General features: G+C 35.0%; 14 protein-coding genes and 3 tRNA genes. 8 read left to right on the top strand and 9 right to left on the bottom strand.

What is annotated here, in order from left to right; translation table 11 throughout:
- Nucleotides 1-5 precede the first annotated feature (5 nt).
- The 7 genes from ACXIHB_RS14615 to ACXIHB_RS14585 form a co-directional block, all read right to left on the bottom strand.
- Nucleotides 6-1,682 (bottom strand): beta strand repeat-containing protein, encoded by a 1,677-nt coding sequence (locus ACXIHB_RS14615; protein WP_462098528.1) that lies wholly within the window; start codon nt 1,680-1,682, stop codon nt 6-8.
- A gap of 236 nt (nt 1,683-1,918) precedes the next feature.
- The gene (locus ACXIHB_RS14610) at nt 1,919-2,374 is read right to left on the bottom strand and encodes a hypothetical protein (protein WP_462098527.1); all 456 of its coding nucleotides are present in this window, start codon (nt 2,372-2,374) and stop codon (nt 1,919-1,921) included.
- A gap of 26 nt (nt 2,375-2,400) precedes the next feature.
- Complete coding sequence (locus ACXIHB_RS14605) at nt 2,401-5,412, bottom strand: beta strand repeat-containing protein (RefSeq protein ID WP_462098526.1); 3,012 nt, start codon at nt 5,410-5,412, stop codon at nt 2,401-2,403.
- A 341-nt stretch (nt 5,413-5,753) separates the two neighbouring features.
- Nucleotides 5,754-5,827: transfer RNA gene (locus ACXIHB_RS14600), tRNA-Arg, on the bottom strand.
- 8 nt (nt 5,828-5,835) lie between these two features.
- Nucleotides 5,836-5,910 (bottom strand) — tRNA-Pro (locus tag ACXIHB_RS14595).
- A 24-nt stretch (nt 5,911-5,934) separates the two neighbouring features.
- A tRNA-Ser gene (locus tag ACXIHB_RS14590) sits at nt 5,935-6,016 on the bottom strand.
- A gap of 91 nt (nt 6,017-6,107) precedes the next feature.
- Complete coding sequence (locus ACXIHB_RS14585) at nt 6,108-8,150, bottom strand: HD family phosphohydrolase (protein ID WP_462098525.1); 2,043 nt, start codon at nt 8,148-8,150, stop codon at nt 6,108-6,110.
- A 207-nt stretch (nt 8,151-8,357) separates the two neighbouring features.
- Between ACXIHB_RS14585 and ACXIHB_RS14580 the strand changes: the two genes are divergently transcribed.
- The gene (locus ACXIHB_RS14580) at nt 8,358-9,533 is read left to right on the top strand and encodes an acetyl-CoA C-acyltransferase (RefSeq protein ID WP_462098524.1); all 1,176 of its coding nucleotides are present in this window, start codon (nt 8,358-8,360) and stop codon (nt 9,531-9,533) included.
- Nucleotides 9,534-9,558: 25 nt separating this feature from the next.
- Complete coding sequence (locus ACXIHB_RS14575; protein WP_073181379.1) at nt 9,559-10,332, top strand: C40 family peptidase; 774 nt, start codon at nt 9,559-9,561, stop codon at nt 10,330-10,332.
- An 88-nt stretch (nt 10,333-10,420) separates the two neighbouring features.
- Here the strand turns inward: ACXIHB_RS14575 and ACXIHB_RS14570 are convergent, their stop codons facing one another.
- Nucleotides 10,421-11,659 carry a tetratricopeptide repeat protein gene (locus ACXIHB_RS14570; RefSeq protein ID WP_047789769.1) on the bottom strand — a complete coding sequence of 413 codons (1,239 nt, stop codon included), beginning with the start codon at nt 11,657-11,659 and terminating at the stop codon, nt 10,421-10,423.
- Between the two features lie 16 nt (nt 11,660-11,675).
- The gene (gene gyrA, locus ACXIHB_RS14565; RefSeq protein WP_047789770.1) at nt 11,676-14,177 is read right to left on the bottom strand and encodes a DNA gyrase subunit A; all 2,502 of its coding nucleotides are present in this window, start codon (nt 14,175-14,177) and stop codon (nt 11,676-11,678) included.
- 308 nt (nt 14,178-14,485) lie between these two features.
- On the opposite strand from gyrA, the gene ACXIHB_RS14560 reads away from it, so the two are divergent.
- The 6 genes from ACXIHB_RS14560 to ACXIHB_RS14535 all read left to right on the top strand — a co-directional run bounded on the left by ACXIHB_RS14560 (nt 14,486) and on the right by ACXIHB_RS14535 (nt 22,629).
- Entirely contained in the window at nt 14,486-17,044 is a 2,559-nt protein-coding gene (locus ACXIHB_RS14560; RefSeq protein ID WP_047789771.1) for an ATP-dependent Clp protease ATP-binding subunit, read from the top strand.
- 160 nt (nt 17,045-17,204) lie between these two features.
- Nucleotides 17,205-17,765 (top strand): helix-turn-helix domain-containing protein, encoded by a 561-nt coding sequence (locus tag ACXIHB_RS14555; protein ID WP_437822883.1) that lies wholly within the window; start codon nt 17,205-17,207, stop codon nt 17,763-17,765.
- 86 nt (nt 17,766-17,851) lie between these two features.
- A complete protein-coding gene (locus ACXIHB_RS14550; RefSeq protein ID WP_462098523.1) occupies nt 17,852-20,269 on the top strand; it encodes a heavy metal translocating P-type ATPase in 2,418 nt (805 codons plus the stop codon).
- A 156-nt stretch (nt 20,270-20,425) separates the two neighbouring features.
- Entirely contained in the window at nt 20,426-20,647 is a 222-nt protein-coding gene (locus ACXIHB_RS14545; RefSeq protein WP_281980364.1) for a heavy-metal-associated domain-containing protein, read from the top strand.
- Nucleotides 20,648-21,161: 514 nt separating this feature from the next.
- The gene (locus ACXIHB_RS14540; RefSeq protein WP_462098522.1) at nt 21,162-22,145 is read left to right on the top strand and encodes a hypothetical protein; all 984 of its coding nucleotides are present in this window, start codon (nt 21,162-21,164) and stop codon (nt 22,143-22,145) included.
- 55 nt (nt 22,146-22,200) lie between these two features.
- A complete protein-coding gene (locus tag ACXIHB_RS14535; protein ID WP_462098521.1) occupies nt 22,201-22,629 on the top strand; it encodes a hypothetical protein in 429 nt (142 codons plus the stop codon).
- The last annotated feature ends 44 nt before the right edge of the window (nt 22,630-22,673 follow it).

Here is a 22,673-nt window from a genome sequence, read left to right as displayed (position 1 = left end):
ACTTATTATAAAGAAGTACTATCAATTTTATACCAATAGTAATTGGTTCCATCAAAACCACATTGTATTGTTATAGAAGAGTTAATTCCTAACAAGGATATACCTAATGAGCTTAATCCAGACCCTTTTATAGAGCCACCTCCTATTATATTTAAATTTAAAGCTACTGAAAGTCCTATTAATAAGCCATTACCTGCTCTGTTTACAATCACCAATTTATTTCCTAGGTTACTACTATTGGGAGTTGGTATTGTTATATCTTCACCTAACCCGAGATTTAGTAATCCTGTTTGTTCAATAATTACTGTACCATCTGAATTAGTAATAGTTGTGGTGCTGGTAGGGTTCTTAACAACTCTTATACTATTTAATCTTGCTAAGTAAGAATTAATGTTTGCAATATTTGTTTGATTTGTTGTTGCTAAAGTATTATTTCCTGCTACATTTCCTGCTAAAGAAGAAGCTCCTATATCTACAGTTCCTCCGTTTACTAAACTAATGGTATTCCCACTTAAACTTAAATCTTGCGTGTCTGAATTTACAACACTCCATGTTATTCCATCACTAGTTTTATATAATATTCCTGAAGCTGTATCCGTATAAACTTGACCAGCAACACCTGTAACTGTTCCATTAGGGTTTCCCACCCCTGATAAAGTAGTATCCTGTCCTGCAGCTCCTGTATCTCCTTTTAATGAAGTGATAAAGTCAGCTTCAGTTCCACTGTTTCCAGCGTCTAACCAAACTTGATACGCAGATTTTCCGTCTACTCCATTCGTTCCTGCAGCTCCAGTGTCTCCTTTTAATGATGTGATAAAGTCGGCTTCGGTTCCACTGTTTCCAGCGTCCAACCAAACTTGATACGCTGATTTTCCGTTTGCCCCATTGGTTCCATTCGTTCCCGCAGCTCCAGTGTCTCCTTTTAATGATGTGATAAAGTCGGCTTCGGTTCCACTGTTTCCAGCGTCCAACCAAACTTGATACGCTGATTTTCCGTTTGCCCCATTGGTTCCATTCGTTCCCGCAGCTCCAGTGTCTCCTTTTAATGAAGTGATAAAGTCGGCTTCGGTTCCACTGTTTCCTGCATCTAACCAAACTTGATACGCTGATTTTCCGTCTGCCCCATTGGTTCCATTCGTTCCCGCAGCTCCGGTATCTCCTTTTAATGAAGTGATAAAGTCGGTTTCAGTTCCACTGTTTCCAGCATCTAACCAAACTTGATAGGCTGATTTTCCGTCTACTCCGTTCGTTCCATTCGTTCCCGCAGCTCCTGTATCTCCTTTTAATGAAGTGATAAAGTCGGCTTCGGTTCCACTGTTTCCAGCATCCAACCAAACTTGATAGGCGGATTTTCCGTCTACTCCATTCGTTCCCGCAGCTCCAGTGTCTCCTTTTAATGAAGTGATAAAGTCGGCTTCGGTTCCACTGTTTCCAGCATCCAACCAAACTTGATACGCAGATTTTCCGTCTGTCCCATTGGTTCCATTCGTTCCAGCAGCTCCGGTATCTCCTTTTAATGAAGTGATAAAGTCGGCTTCGGTACCACTGTTTCCAGCATCCAACCAAACTTGATAGGCTGATTTTCCGTCTGATCCATTGGTTCCATTCGTTCCTGCAACCCCAGTGTCTCCTTTTAATGAAGTAATAAAGTCGGCTTCGGTACCACTGTTTCCAGCATCCAACCAAACTTGATACGCAGATTTTCCGTCTACTCCGTTGGTTCCATTCGTTCCCGCAGCTCCAGTGTCTCCTTTTAATGAAGTGATAAAGTCGGCTTCAGTTCCACTGTTTCCAGCGTCTAACCAAACTTGATACGCAGATTTTCCGTCTACTCCATTCGTTCCATTCGTTCCTGCGGCTCCTGTATCTCCTTTTAAAGAAAGGATAAAGTCAGCTTCAGTTCCACTGTTTCCAGCATCTAACCAACTTGATACGCAGATTTTCCGTCTACTCCATTCGTTCCCGCAGCTCCTGTATCTCCTTTTAATGAAGTGATAAAGTCGGCTTCAGTTCCGCTGTTTCCAGCGTCTAACCAAACTTGATACGCAGATTTTCCGTCTACTCCATTCGTTCCCGCAGCTCCAGTGTCTCCTTTTAATGAAGTGATAAAGTCGGCTTCAGTTCCACTGTTTCCAGCGTCTAACCAAACTTGATACGCAGATTTTCCGTCTACTCCATTCGTTCCCGCAGCTCCAGTGTCTCCTTTTAATGAAGTGATAAAGTCGGCTTCGGTTCCACTGTTTCCTGCATCCAACCAAACTTGATAGGCTGATTTTCCGTCTGATCCATTGGTTCCATTCGTTCCTGCAACCCCAGTGTCTCCTTTTAATGAAGTAATAAAGTCGGCTTCGGTACCACTGTTTCCAGCATCCAACCAAACTTGATACGCAGATTTTCCGTCTACTCCGTTGGTTCCATTCGTTCCGCAGCTCCAGTGTCTCCTTTTAATGAAGTGATAAAGTCGGCTTCAGTTCCACTGTTTCCAGCGTCTAACCAAACTTGATACGCTGATTTTCCGTCTACTCCATTCGTTCCATTCGTTCCATTCGTTCCTGCGGCTCCTGTATCTCCTTTTAAAGAAAGGATAAAGTCAGCTTCAGTTCCACTGTTTCCAGCGTCTAACCAAACTTGATAGGCTGATTTTCCGTCTACTCCATTCGTTCCCGCAGCTCCGGTATCTCCTTTTAAAGAAAGGATAAAGTCGGCTTCGGTTCCACTGTTTCCAGCATCTAACCAAACTTGATACGCGGATTTCCCGTCTACTCCATTCGTTCCTGCAGCTCCAGTATCTCCTTTTAAAGAAAGGATAAAGTCGGCTTCGGTTCCACTGTTTCCAGCATCCAACCAAACTTGATACGCAGATTTCCCGTCTACTCCATTGGTTCCTGCAGCTCCAGTGTCTCCTTTTAATGAAGTGATAAAATCGGCTTCGGTACCACTGTTTCCTGCATCTAACCAAACTTGATAGGCTGATTTTCCGTCTACTCCGTTCGTTCCATTCGTTCCCGCAGCTCCGGTATCTCCTTTTAATGAAGTGATAAAGTCGGCTTCGGTTCCACTGTTTCCTGCATCTAACCAAACTTGATACGCAGATTTTCCGTCTACTCCATTCGTTCCCGCAGCTCCAGTGTCTCCTTTTAATGAAGTGATAAAGTCGGCTTCGGTTCCACTGTTTCCAGCATCCAACCAAACTTGATACGCAGATTTTCCGTCTGTCCCATTGGTTCCATTCGTTCCAGCAGCTCCGGTATCTCCTTTTAATGAAGTGATAAAGTCGGCTTCGGTACCACTGTTTCCAGCATCCAACCAAACTTGATAGGCTGATTTTCCGTCTGATCCATTGGTTCCATTCGTTCCTGCAACCCCAGTGTCTCCTTTTAATGAAGTAATAAAGTCGGCTTCGGTACCACTGTTTCCAGCATCCAACCAAACTTGATACGCAGATTTTCCGTCTACTCCGTTGGTTCCATTCGTTCCCGCAGCTCCAGTGTCTCCTTTTAATGAAGTGATAAAGTCGGCTTCAGTTCCACTGTTTCCAGCGTCTAACCAAACTTGATACGCAGATTTTCCGTCTACTCCATTCGTTCCATTCGTTCCTGCGGCTCCTGTATCTCCTTTTAAAGAAAGGATAAAGTCAGCTTCAGTTCCACTGTTTCCAGCATCTAACCAAACTTGATACGCAGATTTTCCGTCTACTCCATTCGTTCCCGCAGCTCCTGTATCTCCTTTTAATGAAGTGATAAAGTCGGCTTCAGTTCCGCTGTTTCCAGCGTCTAACCAAACTTGATACGCAGATTTTCCGTCTACTCCATTCGTTCCCGCAGCTCCAGTGTCTCCTTTTAATGAAGTGATAAAGTCGGCTTCAGTTCCACTGTTTCCAGCGTCTAACCAAACTTGATACGCAGATTTTCCGTCTACTCCATTCGTTCCCGCAGCTCCAGTGTCTCCTTTTAATGAAGTGATAAAGTCGGCTTCGGTTCCACTGTTTCCTGCATCCAACCAAACTTGATAGGCTGATTTTCCGTCTGATCCATTGGTTCCATTCGTTCCTGCAACCCCAGTGTCTCCTTTTAATGAAGTAATAAAGTCGGCTTCGGTACCACTGTTTCCAGCATCCAACCAAACTTGATACGCAGATTTTCCGTCTACTCCGTTGGTTCCATTCGTTCCCGCAGCTCCAGTGTCTCCTTTTAATGAAGTGATAAAGTCGGCTTCAGTTCCACTGTTTCCAGCGTCTAACCAAACTTGATACGCTGATTTTCCGTCTACTCCATTCGTTCCATTCGTTCCATTCGTTCCTGCGGCTCCTGTATCTCCTTTTAAAGAAAGGATAAAGTCAGCTTCAGTTCCACTGTTTCCAGCGTCTAACCAAACTTGATAGGCTGATTTTCCGTCTACTCCATTCGTTCCCGCAGCTCCGGTATCTCCTTTTAAAGAAAGGATAAAGTCGGCTTCGGTTCCACTGTTTCCAGCATCTAACCAAACTTGATACGCGGATTTCCCGTCTACTCCATTCGTTCCTGCAGCTCCAGTATCTCCTTTTAAAGAAAGGATAAAGTCGGCTTCGGTTCCACTGTTTCCAGCATCCAACCAAACTTGATACGCAGATTTCCCGTCTACTCCATTGGTTCCTGCAGCTCCAGTGTCTCCTTTTAATGAAGTGATAAAATCGGCTTCGGTACCACTGTTTCCTGCATCTAACCAAACTTGATAGGCTGATTTTCCGTCTACTCCGTTCGTTCCATTCGTTCCCGCAGCTCCGGTATCTCCTTTTAATGAAGTGATAAAGTCGGCTTCGGTTCCACTGTTTCCTGCATCTAACCAAACTTGATACGCAGATTTTCCGTCTGGTCCTGACGATGCAACTGAACTCCATAAACTACCATCAGAGCTATAAACATCTCCGGAATTAGTATCTACATATAAAACTCCTGTAACAGGATCTACAGAGTTATTAATAGGTGATCCTATACCAGTTAATAACTCATTCTCTTGCAAAAGAGATGATAAATCGACTGATTTAGAACTTGCATTTTCCAACTCAAGAGTAAGAATATTAGAGCTATTTAAGAAGAATTTTTCTATTTGTTGATTATCTACTTGTGTAGTAATCAGGTTTGAGACCGTGGTTATATCTACTAATTGTTCCCATAGCACTCCATTCCAATAATAAAATCCTTTTCCAGAATTTTTATTAGTGTTATAAACTAATAAACTTTCTTTAATTGTATTATTATTTACTGGTAATGATGTACTTAAATCATTAATATTTAATCTAGGTATTAATAAGCCTCTGGAATCTGATTTAATATCTAACTGAGCAGATAGACTAGGTGTTAAGGTTCCAATGCCTACTTGAGCAATAGTAGCTGTGCTTAAAACTAAAAGTACGAGGGTAGCTAATTTTTTCATTATTTACTTTGTTTGGGTGGGACTTCTTGATTATCATGTATAATATTTTATTAAATTGACTTTATTTTTTCTTAAGTATGATTAAATGCTTTTACTAGCACTGTATTAATAGTTAAAAGGTGACACCTGTAAAAAAACACTTAAAGTAAACTGATTTACAATACTCTAACCTCTTACAATTTAATAAAAAAAAATAATTTAGGTAAATATTACTTTTACTCTTTTTAATTATCAGGTAAATTTCCCTTAAGAAATAATTGAACTTTTAAGTAGTTTGATAATTATAAAAATAGAAGTATTAAACAACAAAAAAGCCTTACTAAAACTAGTAAGGCTTATTGTGATCGCGACAGGATTCGAACCTGTGACCGTCTGCTTAGAAGGCAGATGCTCTATCCAGCTGAGCTACGCGACCATTGTTTGTCGGGGTGGCAGGATTCGAACCTGCGACCTCCTGCTCCCAAAGCAGGCGCGATGACCGGGCTACGCTACACCCCGATTAGTGTCATCTACAACTTTTTGCGGAGAGACCGGGATTCGAACCCGGGCATCCCGAAGGATGACAGCTTAGCAGGCTGCTGCATTACCACTCTGCCACCTCTCCTTAATTCTTGTCGAAACGTGAATTAAAAATTGCGAGTGCAAATGTATAACTATATATACGTTTCTACAAATTTTTTCACTAAAAAAATTACCTATTCTGGATACTCAACACGTAAGTGATAGATATTCATTAACTTATTCTTTATAATTTTTTTAATTTTTTCTATCTCTCTAAAAGTAATATCTGAATTTATGAACTGATTATCGTTTTTTTGCTTGTCTATAATTCTATCAATTAATACATCTATCGATTGTGCTGTCGGATTTTTTAAACTTTTAGAAGCAGCTTCTGCTGCATCACACATCATTAAAATAGCTGTTTCTTTTGAAAACGGAATTGGACCTTGGTATTGAAACTTCTGAATATCAACATCTGGATTATTTTCTTGTTCTTGTTTATAAAAGTAATAGGTAACGCTTGTTCCATGGTGTGTACGAATAAAGTCTATAATTCTATCCGGTAGTTTATATTTTTTTGCTATTTCTATTCCATTAATTACATGATCTAAAATAATACGTGCACTATCTACTGGTAATAAATCATTATGTGGATTAACTCCCGTGGATTGATTTTCGGTAAAATACATTGGTTTTACCATTTTACCAATATCATGATACAAAGCTCCTGTTCTTACTAACATAGAGTTCGCTCCTATTTCATTCGCTGCTGCTTCAGCTAAATTAGCTACCTGCATTGAATGTTGGAACGTTCCTGGAGCTTTTTCATTTAAATCTCTTAATAGTTTTGAATTTGTATTAGAAAGCTCTAATAATGTTACATCAGAAACCAATCCGAAAAGCTTTTCATAAAAATAGATAAAAAACACTGCTAAGAACGACAACAATCCATTTGCTGCAAATAACCCAAAGTACATCCAATTTATCTTATCTGCATTCCCTTCTTTTAGAATAGAAAAGGCAAAATAAGTAACCATGTAAATTAGTGTAATTTGTCCAATAGACATAAATAAACTTGCTCTTTTATACAGTTCAGAAACCGTTAATATAGTTACAATCCCTGCAATAATGTGTAAGTAAATAAACTCAAAACTATTGGGTACAATAAATCCTAACAACAATACGGTAAGTACATGAGTAAATAAACCTAATCTGGCATCAAAAAAAGCTTTTAGTACAATTGGTAAAATACTTAACGGAACTACGTACAAATAACCAGAATTGTATTTTACCACCATAGTTTGTACAAAAATCATTAAAAAGATATTGAAGAAAATAAAGGTTACTTTATTGTTATCATTAAAAGTCTCAAACCTATATCTTTCTAAAAATAATAATAACATTAACAATGCCAAGGCTACTAAAATTGTGTATCCGAATACAATCCAATAATAATTAGATTTTGTCCAAATTCTAGAGCTTGACGCTACTTCATACGACTTTAAGACATTATATTTCCTTCCTTCAACAATGTCTCCTTTTAAAATAATTAATTCTCCTTTTGAAACCTTTCCTTTAGCATAAGAAATACCTTGAAAACGTTCATTTAACTCCTTTTCACTGTATTTATAATCATAGGTTACGTTAGGGCGCAAATTATTTGACAAATAGTTTATTAACAGGCGTTGTTTATAGTACTGAAGTCCCTCTGTATTTGTTCTTAAAAAGCTTAAAATATCTTTTGATTGTACTAACCTTGAAAACAGAACATCATCAATGGAGTTTCCTTTACGTAAAACAATCACGTCTTCTCTATCTGCTTTATCAATGCTTGCGTCATCTAAAAAACCATATACGTAAATTTTATTTATAAGCTTCTCTCCTTGTCTAATTAAGTCTCTAATTACGTTTGTTGATAATGAGTCAATACTCTTAACTTGGTTCGTAAATGAATGAGTTACCTCTTCTTTAATCGATGTATCAACTACAAAATATTTTTTTGAACTATTTTTAAGTTCGTTTTTTTCCTCTTCTATTTCTTCTGTAGTTTTTTGAATAGCAAAATCAAAAGGAGCATATAAATTGTCATATTGCCAAGGTTTTCCTTGTCTAAAATCGTACTTAAACTGTCCCCCTTTAGGAAATAAATATACTATAGCAATTACCGTGATCAAAAACAATAATGCTTTGTAAATTACAGTATTATTTTTGTACAGTTTGTTAATTAAGTCGTTCATTTTTGATCTTTATAAAATGTAAATATAACCTTTCTCTATTATTTGAGTACTTGGCATAAAATGGTTATTTTCGCAAAACAAATCTTAATACAATTCACCCAATACATGAAATTAATAGCAGAAAATAATTATTAAGCACTTAACAGCTTTATTATTTTAGTCACTTTTGGTTATTGGGATAAATAAAAAATTAACAAATAATAGCACATGAAAGAAGTAGTAATAGTATCGGTTGCAAGAACTCCAATTGGTAGTTTTTTAGGAACATTATCAACTACCCCTGCACCTAAATTAGGTGCTATAGCCATTAAAGGAGCTTTAGATAAAATTAACCTAAAACCAGAAATGGTTGAAGAAGTTTTTATGGGTAATGTTGTTTCGGCAGGTTTAGGACAAGCTCCAGCTCGTCAAGCGGCAATCTTTGCAGGAATACCAGATACTGTGCCTTGTACTACTGTAAATAAAGTTTGTTCGTCAGGAATGAAGTCTATAATGTTAGCTGCACAAACTATCGCTTTAGGTGATGCCGAAATAGTTGTAGCTGGAGGTATGGAAAACATGAGTATGATTCCTCATTACCAACACGCCAGAACAGGTTCAAAATTTGGACCTATTAAAATGGAAGATGGAATGCAGAAAGATGGATTAGTGGATGCTTACGAACAAGTAGCTATGGGAGTTTGTGCTGATGAATGTGCTGTTGAATATAAATTTTCAAGAGAGGATCAAGATGCTTTTGCAATTGAATCATATAACCGTTCTGCTAAAGCGTGGAGCGAAGGAAAATTTGCAGATGAGGTTGTTCCTGTTGAAATACCTCAACGTCGTGGTGAGCCTATTATCTTTTCTGAAGATGAAGAATACAAGAATGTAAAAATGGAAAAAATACCTGCTTTACGTCCTGCATTTACGAAAGAGGGTACAGTAACTGCTGCTAATGCATCAACTATTAATGATGGTGGAGCTGCTTTAGTATTAATGTCTGCTGATAAAGCTGCTGAATTAGGCTTAACTCCATTAGCAAAAATTAAAGGATATGCTGATGCTGCTCATGAACCAAAATGGTTTACAACAGCTCCTGCAAAAGCATTACCTAAAGCTTTAGCTAAAGCTGGAGTATCTATTGATGATGTTGATTATTTTGAATTAAACGAAGCATTCTCTGTAGTTGGATTAGCAAATATGAAAATCTTAGGGTTATCTGCTGATAAAGTAAATGTTAATGGTGGTGCCGTTTCATTAGGACATCCATTAGGAGTTTCTGGAGCTAGAATTATTATTGCTTTAACTTCAATTTTAAAACAAAATAACGCTAAAATTGGTGCTGCCGGTATTTGTAACGGTGGTGGTGGTGCTAGTGCAATGGTTATTGAAAGAGTATAATTTTTTTAAAAGCCCCAACCAGTAGATGTCTTTCGGAATTTGTAATTTAAGTATTGTACCTCTTCGATCAGAGCCTTCTGATGCTTCAGAAATGGTAAATCAAGTTGTTTTTGGTGAGCACTTTGAAGTTTTAGAAAAAACTAAAAAATGGAGTAAAATACGGTTAGCTTTTGATGGTTATCAAGGATATGTTGACAATAAACAATATGAAGAAATTTCAGTAGAGGTACACAGTCTTTTATTAAAAGAAAAAAAACACTATGCCGGTGAATTAATTGATTTTATTACTGATAATAATAGTAATTTAACTACTATTCCTATGGGAGCTCGACTTCCTTTATTTAAAGACAATAAAATTAACATTAATAATTCCTCATTTTTATATGAGGGCAAAGTATGCAATAGTAAACTAGCAAAATCTGCAATTGTAGAAACCGCTTTCTTATTCTTAAATGTTCCTTATTTATGGGGAGGTAAATCGCCTTTTGGCATTGATTGTTCTGGGTTTACTCAAACAGTATATAAATTATGTGGATACAACCTTCTACGTGATGCAAAGGAACAAGCAACTCAAGGTGAAGTTTTGAGTTTTATTGAGGAAAGTGAGCCTGGTGATTTAGCTTTTTTTGATAATGAAGAAGGTATTATTACCCATGTTGGGATTATTATGAATGATTACAACATTATACACGCTCATGGAAAAGTTCGTATTGACAAGTTGGATCATAGCGGTATTTATAATATTGATACACATCAACACACACACAAACTTAGAGTAATTAAGCGTTTAGTTGAATAAATAGTTTTACAGATTACCTTATAAATTAGTTATAAAAAAAACCGAAATTCTAAAATTTCGGTTTTTTTTATAACTAATTTTTCTACTACTATTGCATTGATTTATATAAGTCTCTATATTCAGCCGCTTTATTACTCATTTCTAACACCTCATATAAATTCATTAAAGTTTTTACAGTATCTACATTTCTATTTAAACTATCTGCTTTTTCTAAAAATGGGATTGCTTCCTTATAAACTTCTTTTTGTTTAGCTGCTAACTCATCATATTTTTTAAAATTTGATAAGTTTTTATTCATTTCTTCTACAATAGCTTTTTCTTTATCTAAAACTACTACTGCTAAATTCATATAAGCATCTGCATAATCAGGTTTTAACTCAACTGCCTTCGTGTAATACTTCTTCGCATCATCCATTCTACCTTCATTGAAATTTACAACACCTAAATTATAATATAATGTTGGGTTTTCAGGGTCTAAAGCTACAGCTTCATTCATCAATTCTCCAAACTTATCCATTTTACCCATGTCAACATATAGTTGAGCTTCGTTTAAAATTAAATTTAAATCTTTTGGATTAGAAGCACGAGCATCTTTAAAAGCTGCAATAGCCTCATCTGTTTTTCCTTGCTCTTTTAAAATTAAAGCTACATTTTTAACAATTGTTGCTGATTTTGACTCTGAGGATTTTACGTCTGGTTTTACATAGTTTCCTGTTTTTACCATTAAGTCTCTTCTTGCCTTGTCATTTCCAAAACTTTCAACTTTCCCTGTAGTTTTATCTGTAGCTACATATTGCTTTTCAATACCTGTGTAACCTATTTTTTGTAATTCTCTATAGTACTCAATCGCTTTATCATAATCTTTAGCTTGAGTAGCAGCAACTGCAGCATTATAAGCAAAAGATGTATCTGTAGGACTTAACACATATGTCAAATAGAAGTCTTCAGCTGCATTTTTATAATCCTTTTTATTATTATATAAATCAACCGCTTTTTTAGAAACTTCTTGAATCATCTGATTTAAGATAGGCTTAGCTTCATCTGTATACTTGTTTTCTTTCATTGCTATTAAAGCATTGAAAGCTTCACCAGCATTCTTGTAATCTTTTTTTGCAGCTAATGCTTTACCTTTTAAGAAATAAAATTTAGATTTATATTTATCTTCTCCGTTCATCATTAAAGATCCTTCAATAGCATTTAAAGTATTTAATGCTGTTGTAAAATCTTGTTTTTTTATAGCTTTCTCAGCAGCTTTAAGTTCTGATTTTTGAGCAAATGCCCCTAACGACATTAATCCTAAAGAAAGGGCTAAGATTTGTTTTTTCATTTTTGTTATGATTTATTTATTGTTGTTCTTGACTATCATTTGTTTCATTTTCAATTTCCATGCCATCTTCTTCTTCATCTTTTTCATGCATTACTTTTGCTACAGCAGCAATATCATCATTATCTTTAATGTTAATCAGTTTAACTCCTTGAGTTGCTCTACCCATAACACGTAAATCTTCTACTGCCATTCTAATTGTTAGTCCTGATTTGTTGATAATCATTAAGTCGTTTGAATCATCTACATTCTTGATAGCGACTAAATTACCAGTTTTTTCTGATATATTCAACGTTTTAACTCCTTTACCTCCACGATTCGTTATACGGTAATCTTCTAATTTAGAACGCTTTCCATATCCTTTTTCTGAAACAACTAAGATATTACTTTCCATATCATTAACAGCAACCATACCAATTACCTCATCATTTTCATGCGATAATGTAATACCACGAACTCCCGAAGCTGTTCTTCCCATTGGACGTGTTTTAGCTTCTTCAAAACGAATTGCTTTCCCCGATTTAAGTGCTAGCATTACTTGGCTATCTCCAGTAGTTAACTTCGCCTCTAGTAACTCATCACCTTCTTTAATAGTTATTGCGTTAATACCATTAGCTCTTGGACGAGAATATTGTTCTAAAGGCGTCTTCTTAACCTGACCTCGTTTTGTTGCCATAATAACATAATGATTATTGATATAATCCTCATCTTTTAAATCACCTGTTACTAAGAACGCTTTTACCTTATCGTCTTGCTCGATATTTATTAAGTTTTGAATTGCTCTACCTTTTGTATTCTTTCCTCCTTCTGGAACTTCATATACACGCATCCAGAATACTTTTCCTTTTTGAGTAAAGAATAACATATATTGATGGTTAGTACCTACGAATAAATGTTCTAAAAAATCTTCATTACGAGTAGTTGCACCTTTTTGTCCACGCCCTCCTCTATTCTGAACCTTGTATTCATCTAAATTTGTACGCTTTACGTAACCTGCATGAGAAATAGTAACAACAACTTTAGAGTTAGGAATCATATCTTCGATTCGCATATCTCCTCCTGCATACTCAATTACAGAACGACGATCATCACCATATTTCTCTTTGATATATAATAGTTCGTCTTTGATTATTTGATAACGTCTCGGCTCATTTGCAAGAATATCTTTTAAATCGGCAATAGTCTTAATAATTTCATCATACTCTGCTCGTAACTTATCTTGTTCTAGTCCTGTTAACTGACGTAAACGCATTTCAACAATAGCACGTGCTTGAATTTCTGTTAATTCAAAACGCTCTATCAATTTTTCACGTGCTTCATCTGCGTTAGAAGAACCTCTAATAATAGAAATTACCTCATCAATATTATCAGAAGCAATAATTAATCCTTCTAAAATATGTGCACGTGCTTCTGCTTTCTTTAATTCAAACTCAGTTCTACGAACAATTACTTCATGTCTATGCTCTACAAAATAATGGATTAACTCTTTTAAGTTTAACTGTTCAGGACGCCCTTTAACTAAAGCTATATTATTTACACTAAATGATGTTTGTAATTGTGTGTATTTAAATAGTTTATTTAAAACGATATTAGGAATTGCATCTCGTTTTAATATATAAACAATACGCATTCCTTTACGGTCAGATTCATCACGAATGCTTGCAATACCTTCCAGTTTCTTTTCATTAACCAAGTCAGCAGTTTTCTTAATCATTTCTGCTTTGTTAACTTGGTAAGGAATTTCAGTAACAACTATACATTCACGTCCCTTAACTTCTTCAATAGTTGCTTTAGCACGCATTACAATACGTCCACGACCTGTATGGAAAGCGTCTCTTACTCCATCATAACCATAAATAATCCCTCCTGTTGGAAAATCTGGCGCTTTGATGTGTTGCATTAACTCATCAATTTCAATGTCGCGATTATCAATATATGCTACAGTACCGTTAATAACTTCTGTTAAGTTATGCGGTGCCATGTTTGTTGCCATTCCTACTGCAATACCAGAAGCTCCATTTACTAATAAGTTAGGAATACGTGTAGGAAGTACTGTTGGTTCTTGTAACGTATCATCAAAGTTTAATTTATGATCTACAGTATCTTTTTCTATATCAGATAACATCTCTTCTGATATTTTCTGCATGCGCACCTCTGTATAACGCATCGCTGCAGGGCTATCTCCATCAACAGAACCGAAGTTTCCTTGCCCATCAACCATCATATAACGTACACTCCAATCTTGAGCCATACGTACCATAGAATCGTAAACCGAGGTGTCTCCGTGTGGGTGATATTTACCTAATACCTCTCCTACAACTCTTGCAGATTTTTTATATGCTCCTGTGGATTTAATTCCTAATTCATGCATACCAAACAAAACTCTTCTATGCACTGGTTTTAAACCATCTCTTACATCTGGTAATGCTCTCGATACTATCACCGACATTGAATAATCGATGTATGCTGACTTCATTTGCTCTTCAATGTTGATAGGAATCAACTTTTCGCCATCTGTCATATATTTTCTTTTAAAATATTAGTATTTATTTTCGTCAAAAAAGTGAATTTTACACTTGATAAAACCCACTTTTTAAAATGCTTTCTAGTTCTCCGCATTTTCTAAAACATTGCAAGATACTACAACCCTCAGTTTTACACAAAAAATATACTAACTGTTTTACGTTTATTTATTAACAATTTTATATGTTATATTAAACAATAATTTCTTAATTTACTCGTCAGAATGTCAGTTAAAAACTATTGGCATCTTTTTTGTAATTTTTAAGAAAAAAACTTACTAACTTTACAGAGATAGAAAATAAATATATGGACGATAATTTTTCACCACAGGTTAGAGATGTAATTACTTTCAGTAAAGAAGAAGCCTTAAGACTAGGTCATGACTTTATTGGAACAGAACATCTTTTGTTGGGTTTGATTAGAAAAGGTGATGGAAAAGCCATTGAAATATTAACAACTTTTGATGTTGATTTAGATTTAGTGCGTAATAAACTAGAAAAACTAAATCCGACAACCCCATCTTTTTCAAGCCCTCAAAGAAAGAGTTTACACCTTACCAGACAAGCAGAAAAAGCTATAAAAACAACCTTTTTAGAAGCTAAACTATACCAAAGCAATGCAATAGATACTGCACATTTGTTACTATGTATTTTGCGTAACGAAAATGATCCTACTACTAAATTACTTCAAAAGTATGATGTAGACTATGAGCAGGCTAAAAACTTGTACAAAGAACTACACGTAGATGATGACTCGTTTATTTCTCCTATAGGGGAAACACCTTCTGATGATGAATTTGCTGACGAAAAATCAAACCCTTACGGGCAACAACCTCAAAAAGGAAAGCAAGTTAAAAAATCTAAAACTCCTGTTTTAGATAACTTTGGGCGTGATTTAACAGCCTTAGCTGTTTCAGGAAAGTTAGATCCTGTTGTAGGTCGTTTAAAAGAAATTGAGCGTGTTTCTCAGATTTTAAGTAGACGAAAAAAGAATAACCCAATGCTTATTGGAGAGCCAGGTGTTGGTAAATCTGCTATTGCAGAAGGATTAGCTTTACGTATTGTAGATAGAAAAGTATCACGAATTCTATTCGACAAACGCATCGTTTCTCTTGACTTAGCTAGCTTAGTTGCTGGTACAAAATACAGAGGTCAGTTTGAAGAACGCATGAAAGCTTTAATGAATGAGCTTGAAAAGAACGATGATATTATTCTTTTTATTGATGAAATTCACACCATCGTAGGTGCTGGTGGAGCTACTGGTTCGTTAGATGCTTCTAATATGTTAAAACCTGCTTTAGCCAGAGGAGAAATTCAATGTATTGGTGCAACTACTTTAGATGAATACAGAACAAATATTGAAAAAGACGGTGCTTTAGAGCGTCGTTTTCAAAAAGTAATTGTAGATCCTACTACCGTAGAAGAAACCATACAAATTCTACACAATATCAAAGGTAAATACGAATCGCATCATCATGTTTCTTTTACTGATGAAGCTATTGAAGCCTGTGTAAAATTAACCAACCGTTATATGACTGATCGCTTTTTACCAGATAAAGCTATTGATGCTTTAGATGAAGCTGGATCGAGAATTCATATTACAAACATTGTAGTTCCGCAACAAATTTTAGAATTAGAAGCGAAACTAGAAGAAATTAGAGGACGCAAAACTAAAGCGGTAAGCGGACAAAAGTACGAAGAAGCTGCAAAGCTTCGTGATGACGAAAAAAATATAGAAACAGCTTTAGAGTCTGCACAACAGCAATGGGAAGAAGATTCTAAACTACATAGAGAAACTGTTACTGAAGATAATGTAGCTGAAGTAGTATCGATGATGACAGGAATTCCTGTAAATCGTGTTGCCGAAGCAGAAAGTAGTCGTTTAGCAGAATTACCTCAATTAATAAAAGGTAAAGTAATTGGTCAAGATGAAGCTGTTACCAAAGTAGTAAAAGCTATACAGCGTAACCGTGTTGGGTTAAAAGACCCTAACAAACCAATTGGTTCTTTTATCTTTCTAGGTTCAACGGGTGTAGGTAAAACACAGTTAGCAAAAGTATTAGCTCGTGAGTTATTTGACTCTGACGATTCTTTAATTAGAATTGATATGAGTGAGTACATGGAGAAGTTTGCTATTTCTCGTTTAATAGGTGCGCCCCCAGGATATGTTGGTTACGAAGAAGGTGGACAATTAACTGAAAAAGTACGTCGTAAACCTTATTCTGTAATCTTATTAGATGAGATTGAGAAAGCACACCCTGATGTATTTAATATGCTGCTACAAGTCTTAGATGACGGGCATATAACTGATAGTTTAGGTCGAAAAATAGATTTTAGAAACACCATTATTATCATGACTTCAAATATTGGAGTTCGTAAACTAAAAGATTTTGGTGGTGGTGTTGGTTTCGGAACTTCTTCTAAAAAAGAACAAGAAGACGCCCATGCCAAAAGTATTATTGAAGGTGCTTTAAAGAAATCTTTTGCTCCAGAATTTTTAAATCGTATTGATGATATTGTAATTTTTAACTCTCTTGAACGTGAAAACATTCATAAAATTATTGATATTGAATTAGATAAATTACTAAAACGTATTGATGATTTAGGTTATAAGCTTACGTTAAGCGATAAGGCTAAAGATTATATTGCTGATAAAGGTTTTGATAAACAATACGGAGCTCGTCCATTAAAAAGAGCCATTCAGAAGTATATTGAAGATGCACTAGCTGAAGAAATTGTTAACTCTAAACTAGATGAAGGTGACGCTATCTTTATGGACTTAAATGAGCCTGAGCAAAAACTCATTATTAAAATAGAAAAAGGTGAAAAACCTACTGAAACTCGTACTGAAATAGACGAGGATTAATAAAACAAAAATCCCGAGTAAAAAATACTCGGGATTTTTTTATCTCCTACCTTAGCAATACTATCGTAGTGTTTATAGTTATAAGATTGGAATAATTTTTGATTCATAGCAAGCACTTATCCTTATCTTTGTAAACCTAACAAACTATAATAAAAATACTATGACGCTCACTATTAAAAACATGGTTTGCAATCGCTGTATCCTTGTCATTCAAAATGAATTAGACAAATTAGGTCTGGGTGTAAAAAGCATTAAATTGGGTGAGGTTATACTAGCAAAAGAACTTACTTCAGATGAAAAAGAACATCTAGACAAGGTTTTACTTGATTTAGGCTTCGAGATTATTGATGATAAAAAAAGTCGCATTATTGAAAAGATTAAAAACTTAATCATCAATTTAGTACATCATCAAGACAGTGAGACAAAAGTTAACTTATCTGATTTGTTAAGCAACGAGCTTCATCATGATTATAATTACTTATCCAACCTTTTTTCTGAAGTAGAAGGTACTACTATAGAAAAGTATTTTATTGCTCAAAAAATAGAAAAGGTAAAAGAACTACTTGTTTACGATGAATTATCCTTAAGTGAAATTGCTTTCCGTTTACACTATTCAAGCGTGGCATATTTAAGCAATCAGTTTAAAAAAGTTACAGGATTAACGCCGAGTCACTTTAAAAAAATCCGTAAAGACAGAAGAAAACCATTAGACGAGGTGTAAATCTTATAAATCAATTCCAAAATTCCACAATAAATTTTCTCTAACTTAATGCCAACTTTGTATTGTACAATTAATACAGTAAAAAAATGGCAACAAATAACAATAAAGATATCATTTACCTACCTCTAGAAGGTGTGGAAAGTGAACACTGTGCTTTAATCGTTGAAAAAGGGTTAGCAAAGGTTGATGGAATTGAAACCCATAAAGTAGAACTAAACAACCAAAGAGCTGCTATTACGGTTACTAACGAAGAAGTTCTTGCGAACGCCGTTACTGCTATAAAAGATTTGGGCTACGGTGTAACCACTGTTAAAAAAGTATTTCCAGTATTAGGTATGACTTGCGCCTCTTGTGCAGGAAGTGCCGAAAGTATTGTTAGCTACGAACCAGGTGTAGTAAATGCTTCGGTAAATTTTGCTAGTGGAAATTTAACGGTAGAATATCTTCCAAACATGACCAATGCTACAAAACTGCAAAAAGCAGTACAAGGTGCGGGTTATGATTTGTTAATTGAAGATGAAACCAAACAACAAGAAACCCTCGAAGCTATTCATGAAAAGAAGTTCAAGCAACTAAAAACCAAAACCATGTGGTCGGTAATACTCTCATTACCCGTGGTTATTATTGGTATGTTTTTTATGAACATGCCTTACGCCAACCCTATTATGTGGGCCTTCTCTACCCCCGTATTATTATGGTTTGGTAAAGACTTTTTTATCAATGCATGGAAGCAAGCCAAACATCGTTCTGCAAACATGGACACTTTGGTTGCTTTAAGTACAGGTATAGCGTATATTTTTAGTGTATTCAACATGTTGTTTCCTAAGTTTTGGGAATCTAGAGGATTAGAAGCACATGTATATTTTGAGGCAGCTTCAGTTATCATCGCATTTATTCTGTTAGGAAAACTATTAGAAGAAAAAGCCAAAGGAAACACCTCATCTGCCATTAAAAAATTGATGGGCTTACAACCTAAAACTGTGGTTGTGATACAACCTGACGGAATGGAAAAACAAACCCCTATTGAAGAAGTGAACGTAAATGATACTATTCTTGTTAAACCAGGAGAAAAAATTGCGGTAGACGGTATGGTTACCACAGGAAGCTCGTATGTAGATGAAAGCATGTTAAGTGGTGAACCTGTTCCGGTACTAAAAGAAGAAAATGAAAAAGTGTTTGCAGGAACCATCAATCAAAAAGGAAGTTTTCAATTCAAAGCCGTTAAGGTTGGAAAAGAAACCATGTTGGCTCAAATTATTAAAATGGTACAAGATGCACAAGGCAGTAAAGCTCCTGTACAGAAATTGGTTGATAAAATTGCAGGTATTTTCGTACCTGTAGTTATGAGTATTGCTGTTATTACATTTATTATATGGTTTATTTTAGGTGGAGATAACGGAGTGGTTCAAGGATTATTAGCTGCTATCACCGTATTGGTTATTGCATGTCCTTGTGCTTTAGGTCTTGCCACTCCTACCGCTATTATGGTGGGCGTTGGTAAAGGTGCCGAAAAAGGTATTTTAATTAAAGATGCTGAAAGCCTTGAATCTGCTAAAAAAGTAAATGCTATTATTTTAGACAAAACAGGAACTATTACCGAAGGAAAACCAGAGGTTACTGGTATATCTTGGTTACAGAATAATGACACTGCTAAGAACATTCTTTTAAGTATTGAGAAAAAATCTGAACACCCATTAGCAGAAGCAATTGTAAAGTTTTTAGGAGATACTGCCACTACCCCACTAACAAATTTCGACAGTATTACAGGTAAAGGTGCTAAGGCTGATTATAATGGAGAAATCTTTTTTGTTGGTAATAAGAAATTATTAGTAGAAAATAAAGTTACCATAGCGGAAGAACTTTTAAAACAGGCAGACGAATGGAACAAACAGGCTAAAACAGTTATTTGGTTTGCTAATAATAAAGAAGCACTTTCTGTACTTGCCATTTCAGACAAAATAAAAGAAACCTCAGTACAAGCTATTAAAGAGTTACAGGCTATGGATATTGAATTATACATGCTTACAGGTGACAACGAAGCTACCGCAAAATCTATTGCTGAAGAAACAGGTATTCAACATTACAAAGCCGAAGTATTACCACAACATAAAGCCGATTTTGTAAAAGAGTTACAGCAACAAGGAAAAACCGTTGCTATGGTGGGTGATGGTATTAACGACAGTACTGCCCTAGCTACTGCCGATGTAAGTATTGCCATGGGAAAAGGTAGTGATATTGCGATGGATGTTGCTAAAATGACCATTATATCATCTGACCTAAGTAAAATACCGCAAGCCATAAAACTATCAAAACAAACGGTGGCTACCATTAAACAAAACCTATTTTGGGCATTTATTTACAACCTTATTGGTATTCCTATTGCAGCTGGTATTTTATATCCATTTAATGGTTTCTTATTAAACCCTATGATTGCCGGTGCAGCTATGGCTATGAGTAGTGTTAGTGTGGTTAGCAATAGCTTACGATTAAAGTGGAAAAAATAACAAGTGTTTCGGCACTAGCAAGTGTCGGAACGTTATAAATATGACTTAGAAGGTAAATCTGTAAATCTCACAAATCAATCTTAAAATTGTACAACAACAAACAACGGTGTTGTGCTGAAATTTGCAGTATTAAATAACAAATAAATTTTTAATATAATGGAAAATAATAAAGAGTTAAAATTCAAAACAAACCTTAACTGCGGAGGATGTGTATCAAAAGTACAAGCTGATTTAGACAATGCTGAAGGTATTTGCCATTGGAATGTAGATACTAATTTTGATGATAAAGTTCTTACCATAAGTTCTAAAGGAATTACTGCGGATGAAATAATTGCTATTGTAAAAAGTAAAGGTTTTAAAGCAGAGTCTTTAGTATAAAAACAATTACGCGACTCTCACTTACAATACAAATTGAAACAAACAAGAGCACCTGTGCTTTTGTTAGCTATTAAGTTAACTGTTTATAAAACTTTACACTTAAATACACTCCTCTTTGGGGTGTATTTATTTTTTTAAATGACTTCTTTATACTTCACAGCACCTAACAAACATTTTTCTACACAATACGAATATTTTACCTTTTTACTTGTTTGAAGTTGCTCCCCTTAGGCAGTGAATGACACTCCCCTTAGGCGGGGAGCATCGTTCCCCTTACCGAGGGAGTGTCACTCCCCTTAGGCAAGGAGTGTCGACCCGATTAGGCTTGGGGTGTCGACCCGATTAGGCTTGGGGTGTCGACCCGATAAAAAAGTTACACTTTTTTATCTTACTTTTTTTATATTTGAGAGTGTTAATAAAATTGCTAAAAGTTCCGTATACCCTACCGTAAAAGGAATATATAAGTAATTTTATTACGTATATAAACAAATTCGAATTAATATAAAAAACCTCTATGGAAAATAACAAACTTGCTGAATCATTTTACAAATTTTTAGAAGAGGAAAAAGGATTTCCTAAAACAAGTTTGTTAAAGCAAACTCCTGCCTATAACATAAATACTAGAAGAGTAGAAGTTGATTTATTATTATTAGACGTTCGGATTGGAAACTACATAGGACAAGTTGAATTCAAAAATCAAATAAACCCACAGATAAAAAACTCAGTAAAAGTTCAAACTGACCTTTATGCAAAAGCACTAAAATCAGAAGGAATCCCTACTTACTTAGTTTATCCAATTGGTGAAGATACATTTCAAATATTAGTCTACGGAGAAGAAGATTGGGTTTCTATTTCAAAAGATGAATTTCCAGAATTTGAAACTTTATCTGCTAAGAAAAAAATTGAGGAAAAAATAGAGTCAAAAGAAATTGAAGAAAAGAATTTAGAGAATATAGAAAGAAAAAGAGAGTCTTCAAAAAGAACCTCCCTTCTCACTTTAATAAGTCTTATTCTTGGAATCCTTACATCCATACTAGCTTTTTATATCTCTACCAATTTTAAAAGTGGGGCTTCAAAACCTACTTTAGTTAGTGCTATGATTTTAATGAAAATAGATAGTCTAGAAAGTCAAATAAATAAGCTAAAGAGAATAAAAAATCGAAATACAGTTGTCGATACATTATTTATAGTTGATTCAACAAAAACATTTACGACAATCAATAAAAGATTGAAAAATATAGAGAGTGGAATATTAGATAATCCTGAAAAAACTTTAGCACTTAGAAATACCAACCAACAAATTGAATTATTAAAACAAGAACTTATAAACCAAGAAAAAATAATTGAGTTAAAAAATCAAAACTTGAGCAATCGTATTGAATTTCTAAATGCTATGGTAATTGGAATGGTAATTTCTTTATTTGCCGCAGCAATTGGGTTTGTAATTAACAATTTTTACATAAGGAAAAACACTAACACCAACAATGGCTATCAGTAATTACTTGCTTTCACCTATTTTTAACCAAACTACCCTAGCAAAACATTGAATACAAATGAAAAAATTTCTTATCCTTAAAATACTACTGCTGGTTTCGATTCAATTATTTTCACAAGAAAAGAATGATTGTAATGATAAGATTGTGCCTTACTGGTGGAATGGAACAAACAGTAGAATTGAAGGAGAAAACCCAGTTTTAAGAAAAGCCTTTGAGAAAATTCAATTATCCGAAACCGAAATTGAGCCCAAAAAAGGATTTATAACATTGAGGTTAAATATCTCGAAAACAGGAAAAATTTGTACTATCGAAACATTCCAAATTGACGAAAATTATAAAAGCACTGAATTTAATGATGGAAAGTTAATAAAGATACTTGAAGAAATTGCGTACAAACTAACTAACTGGAAAAGAGATAAAGAATATAAAACATATAACCTTATTAGGTTAAAAATTAAAGATGGAAAAATTGAAGAAATTTTTTAAACACCTATTTATCAGTTTAGGTTTCATAACCCTTTTGGTAATAA

The organism is Tenacibaculum sp. IMCC1 (genome assembly GCF_054906355.1).
The sequence above is the reverse complement of the archived record's forward strand: the minus strand, read 5'-3'. Positions and strand labels throughout refer to the sequence as shown.

Excerpts from the sequence above, each read along its gene's own strand:
- ACXIHB_RS14585 (WP_462098525.1), bottom strand. The coding sequence starts at position 8,150 with ATGAACGACTTAATTAACAAACTGTACAAAAATAATACTGTAATTTAC.
- ACXIHB_RS14575 (WP_073181379.1), top strand. The coding sequence starts at position 9,559 with ATGTCTTTCGGAATTTGTAATTTAAGTATTGTACCTCTTCGATCAGAG.
- gyrA (WP_047789770.1), bottom strand. The coding sequence starts at position 14,177 with ATGACAGATGGCGAAAAGTTGATTCCTATCAACATTGAAGAGCAAATG.
- ACXIHB_RS14555 (WP_437822883.1), top strand. The coding sequence starts at position 17,205 with ATGACGCTCACTATTAAAAACATGGTTTGCAATCGCTGTATCCTTGTC.
- ACXIHB_RS14580 (WP_462098524.1), top strand. The coding sequence starts at position 8,358 with ATGAAAGAAGTAGTAATAGTATCGGTTGCAAGAACTCCAATTGGTAGT.
- ACXIHB_RS14550 (WP_462098523.1), top strand. The coding sequence starts at position 17,852 with ATGGCAACAAATAACAATAAAGATATCATTTACCTACCTCTAGAAGGT.
- ACXIHB_RS14570 (WP_047789769.1), bottom strand. The coding sequence starts at position 11,659 with ATGAAAAAACAAATCTTAGCCCTTTCTTTAGGATTAATGTCGTTAGGG.
- ACXIHB_RS14545 (WP_281980364.1), top strand. The coding sequence starts at position 20,426 with ATGGAAAATAATAAAGAGTTAAAATTCAAAACAAACCTTAACTGCGGA.
- ACXIHB_RS14605 (WP_462098526.1), bottom strand. The coding sequence starts at position 5,412 with ATGAAAAAATTAGCTACCCTCGTACTTTTAGTTTTAAGCACAGCTACT.
- ACXIHB_RS14560 (WP_047789771.1), top strand. The coding sequence starts at position 14,486 with ATGGACGATAATTTTTCACCACAGGTTAGAGATGTAATTACTTTCAGT.
- ACXIHB_RS14535 (WP_462098521.1), top strand. The coding sequence starts at position 22,201 with ATGAAAAAATTTCTTATCCTTAAAATACTACTGCTGGTTTCGATTCAA.
- ACXIHB_RS14540 (WP_462098522.1), top strand. The coding sequence starts at position 21,162 with ATGGAAAATAACAAACTTGCTGAATCATTTTACAAATTTTTAGAAGAG.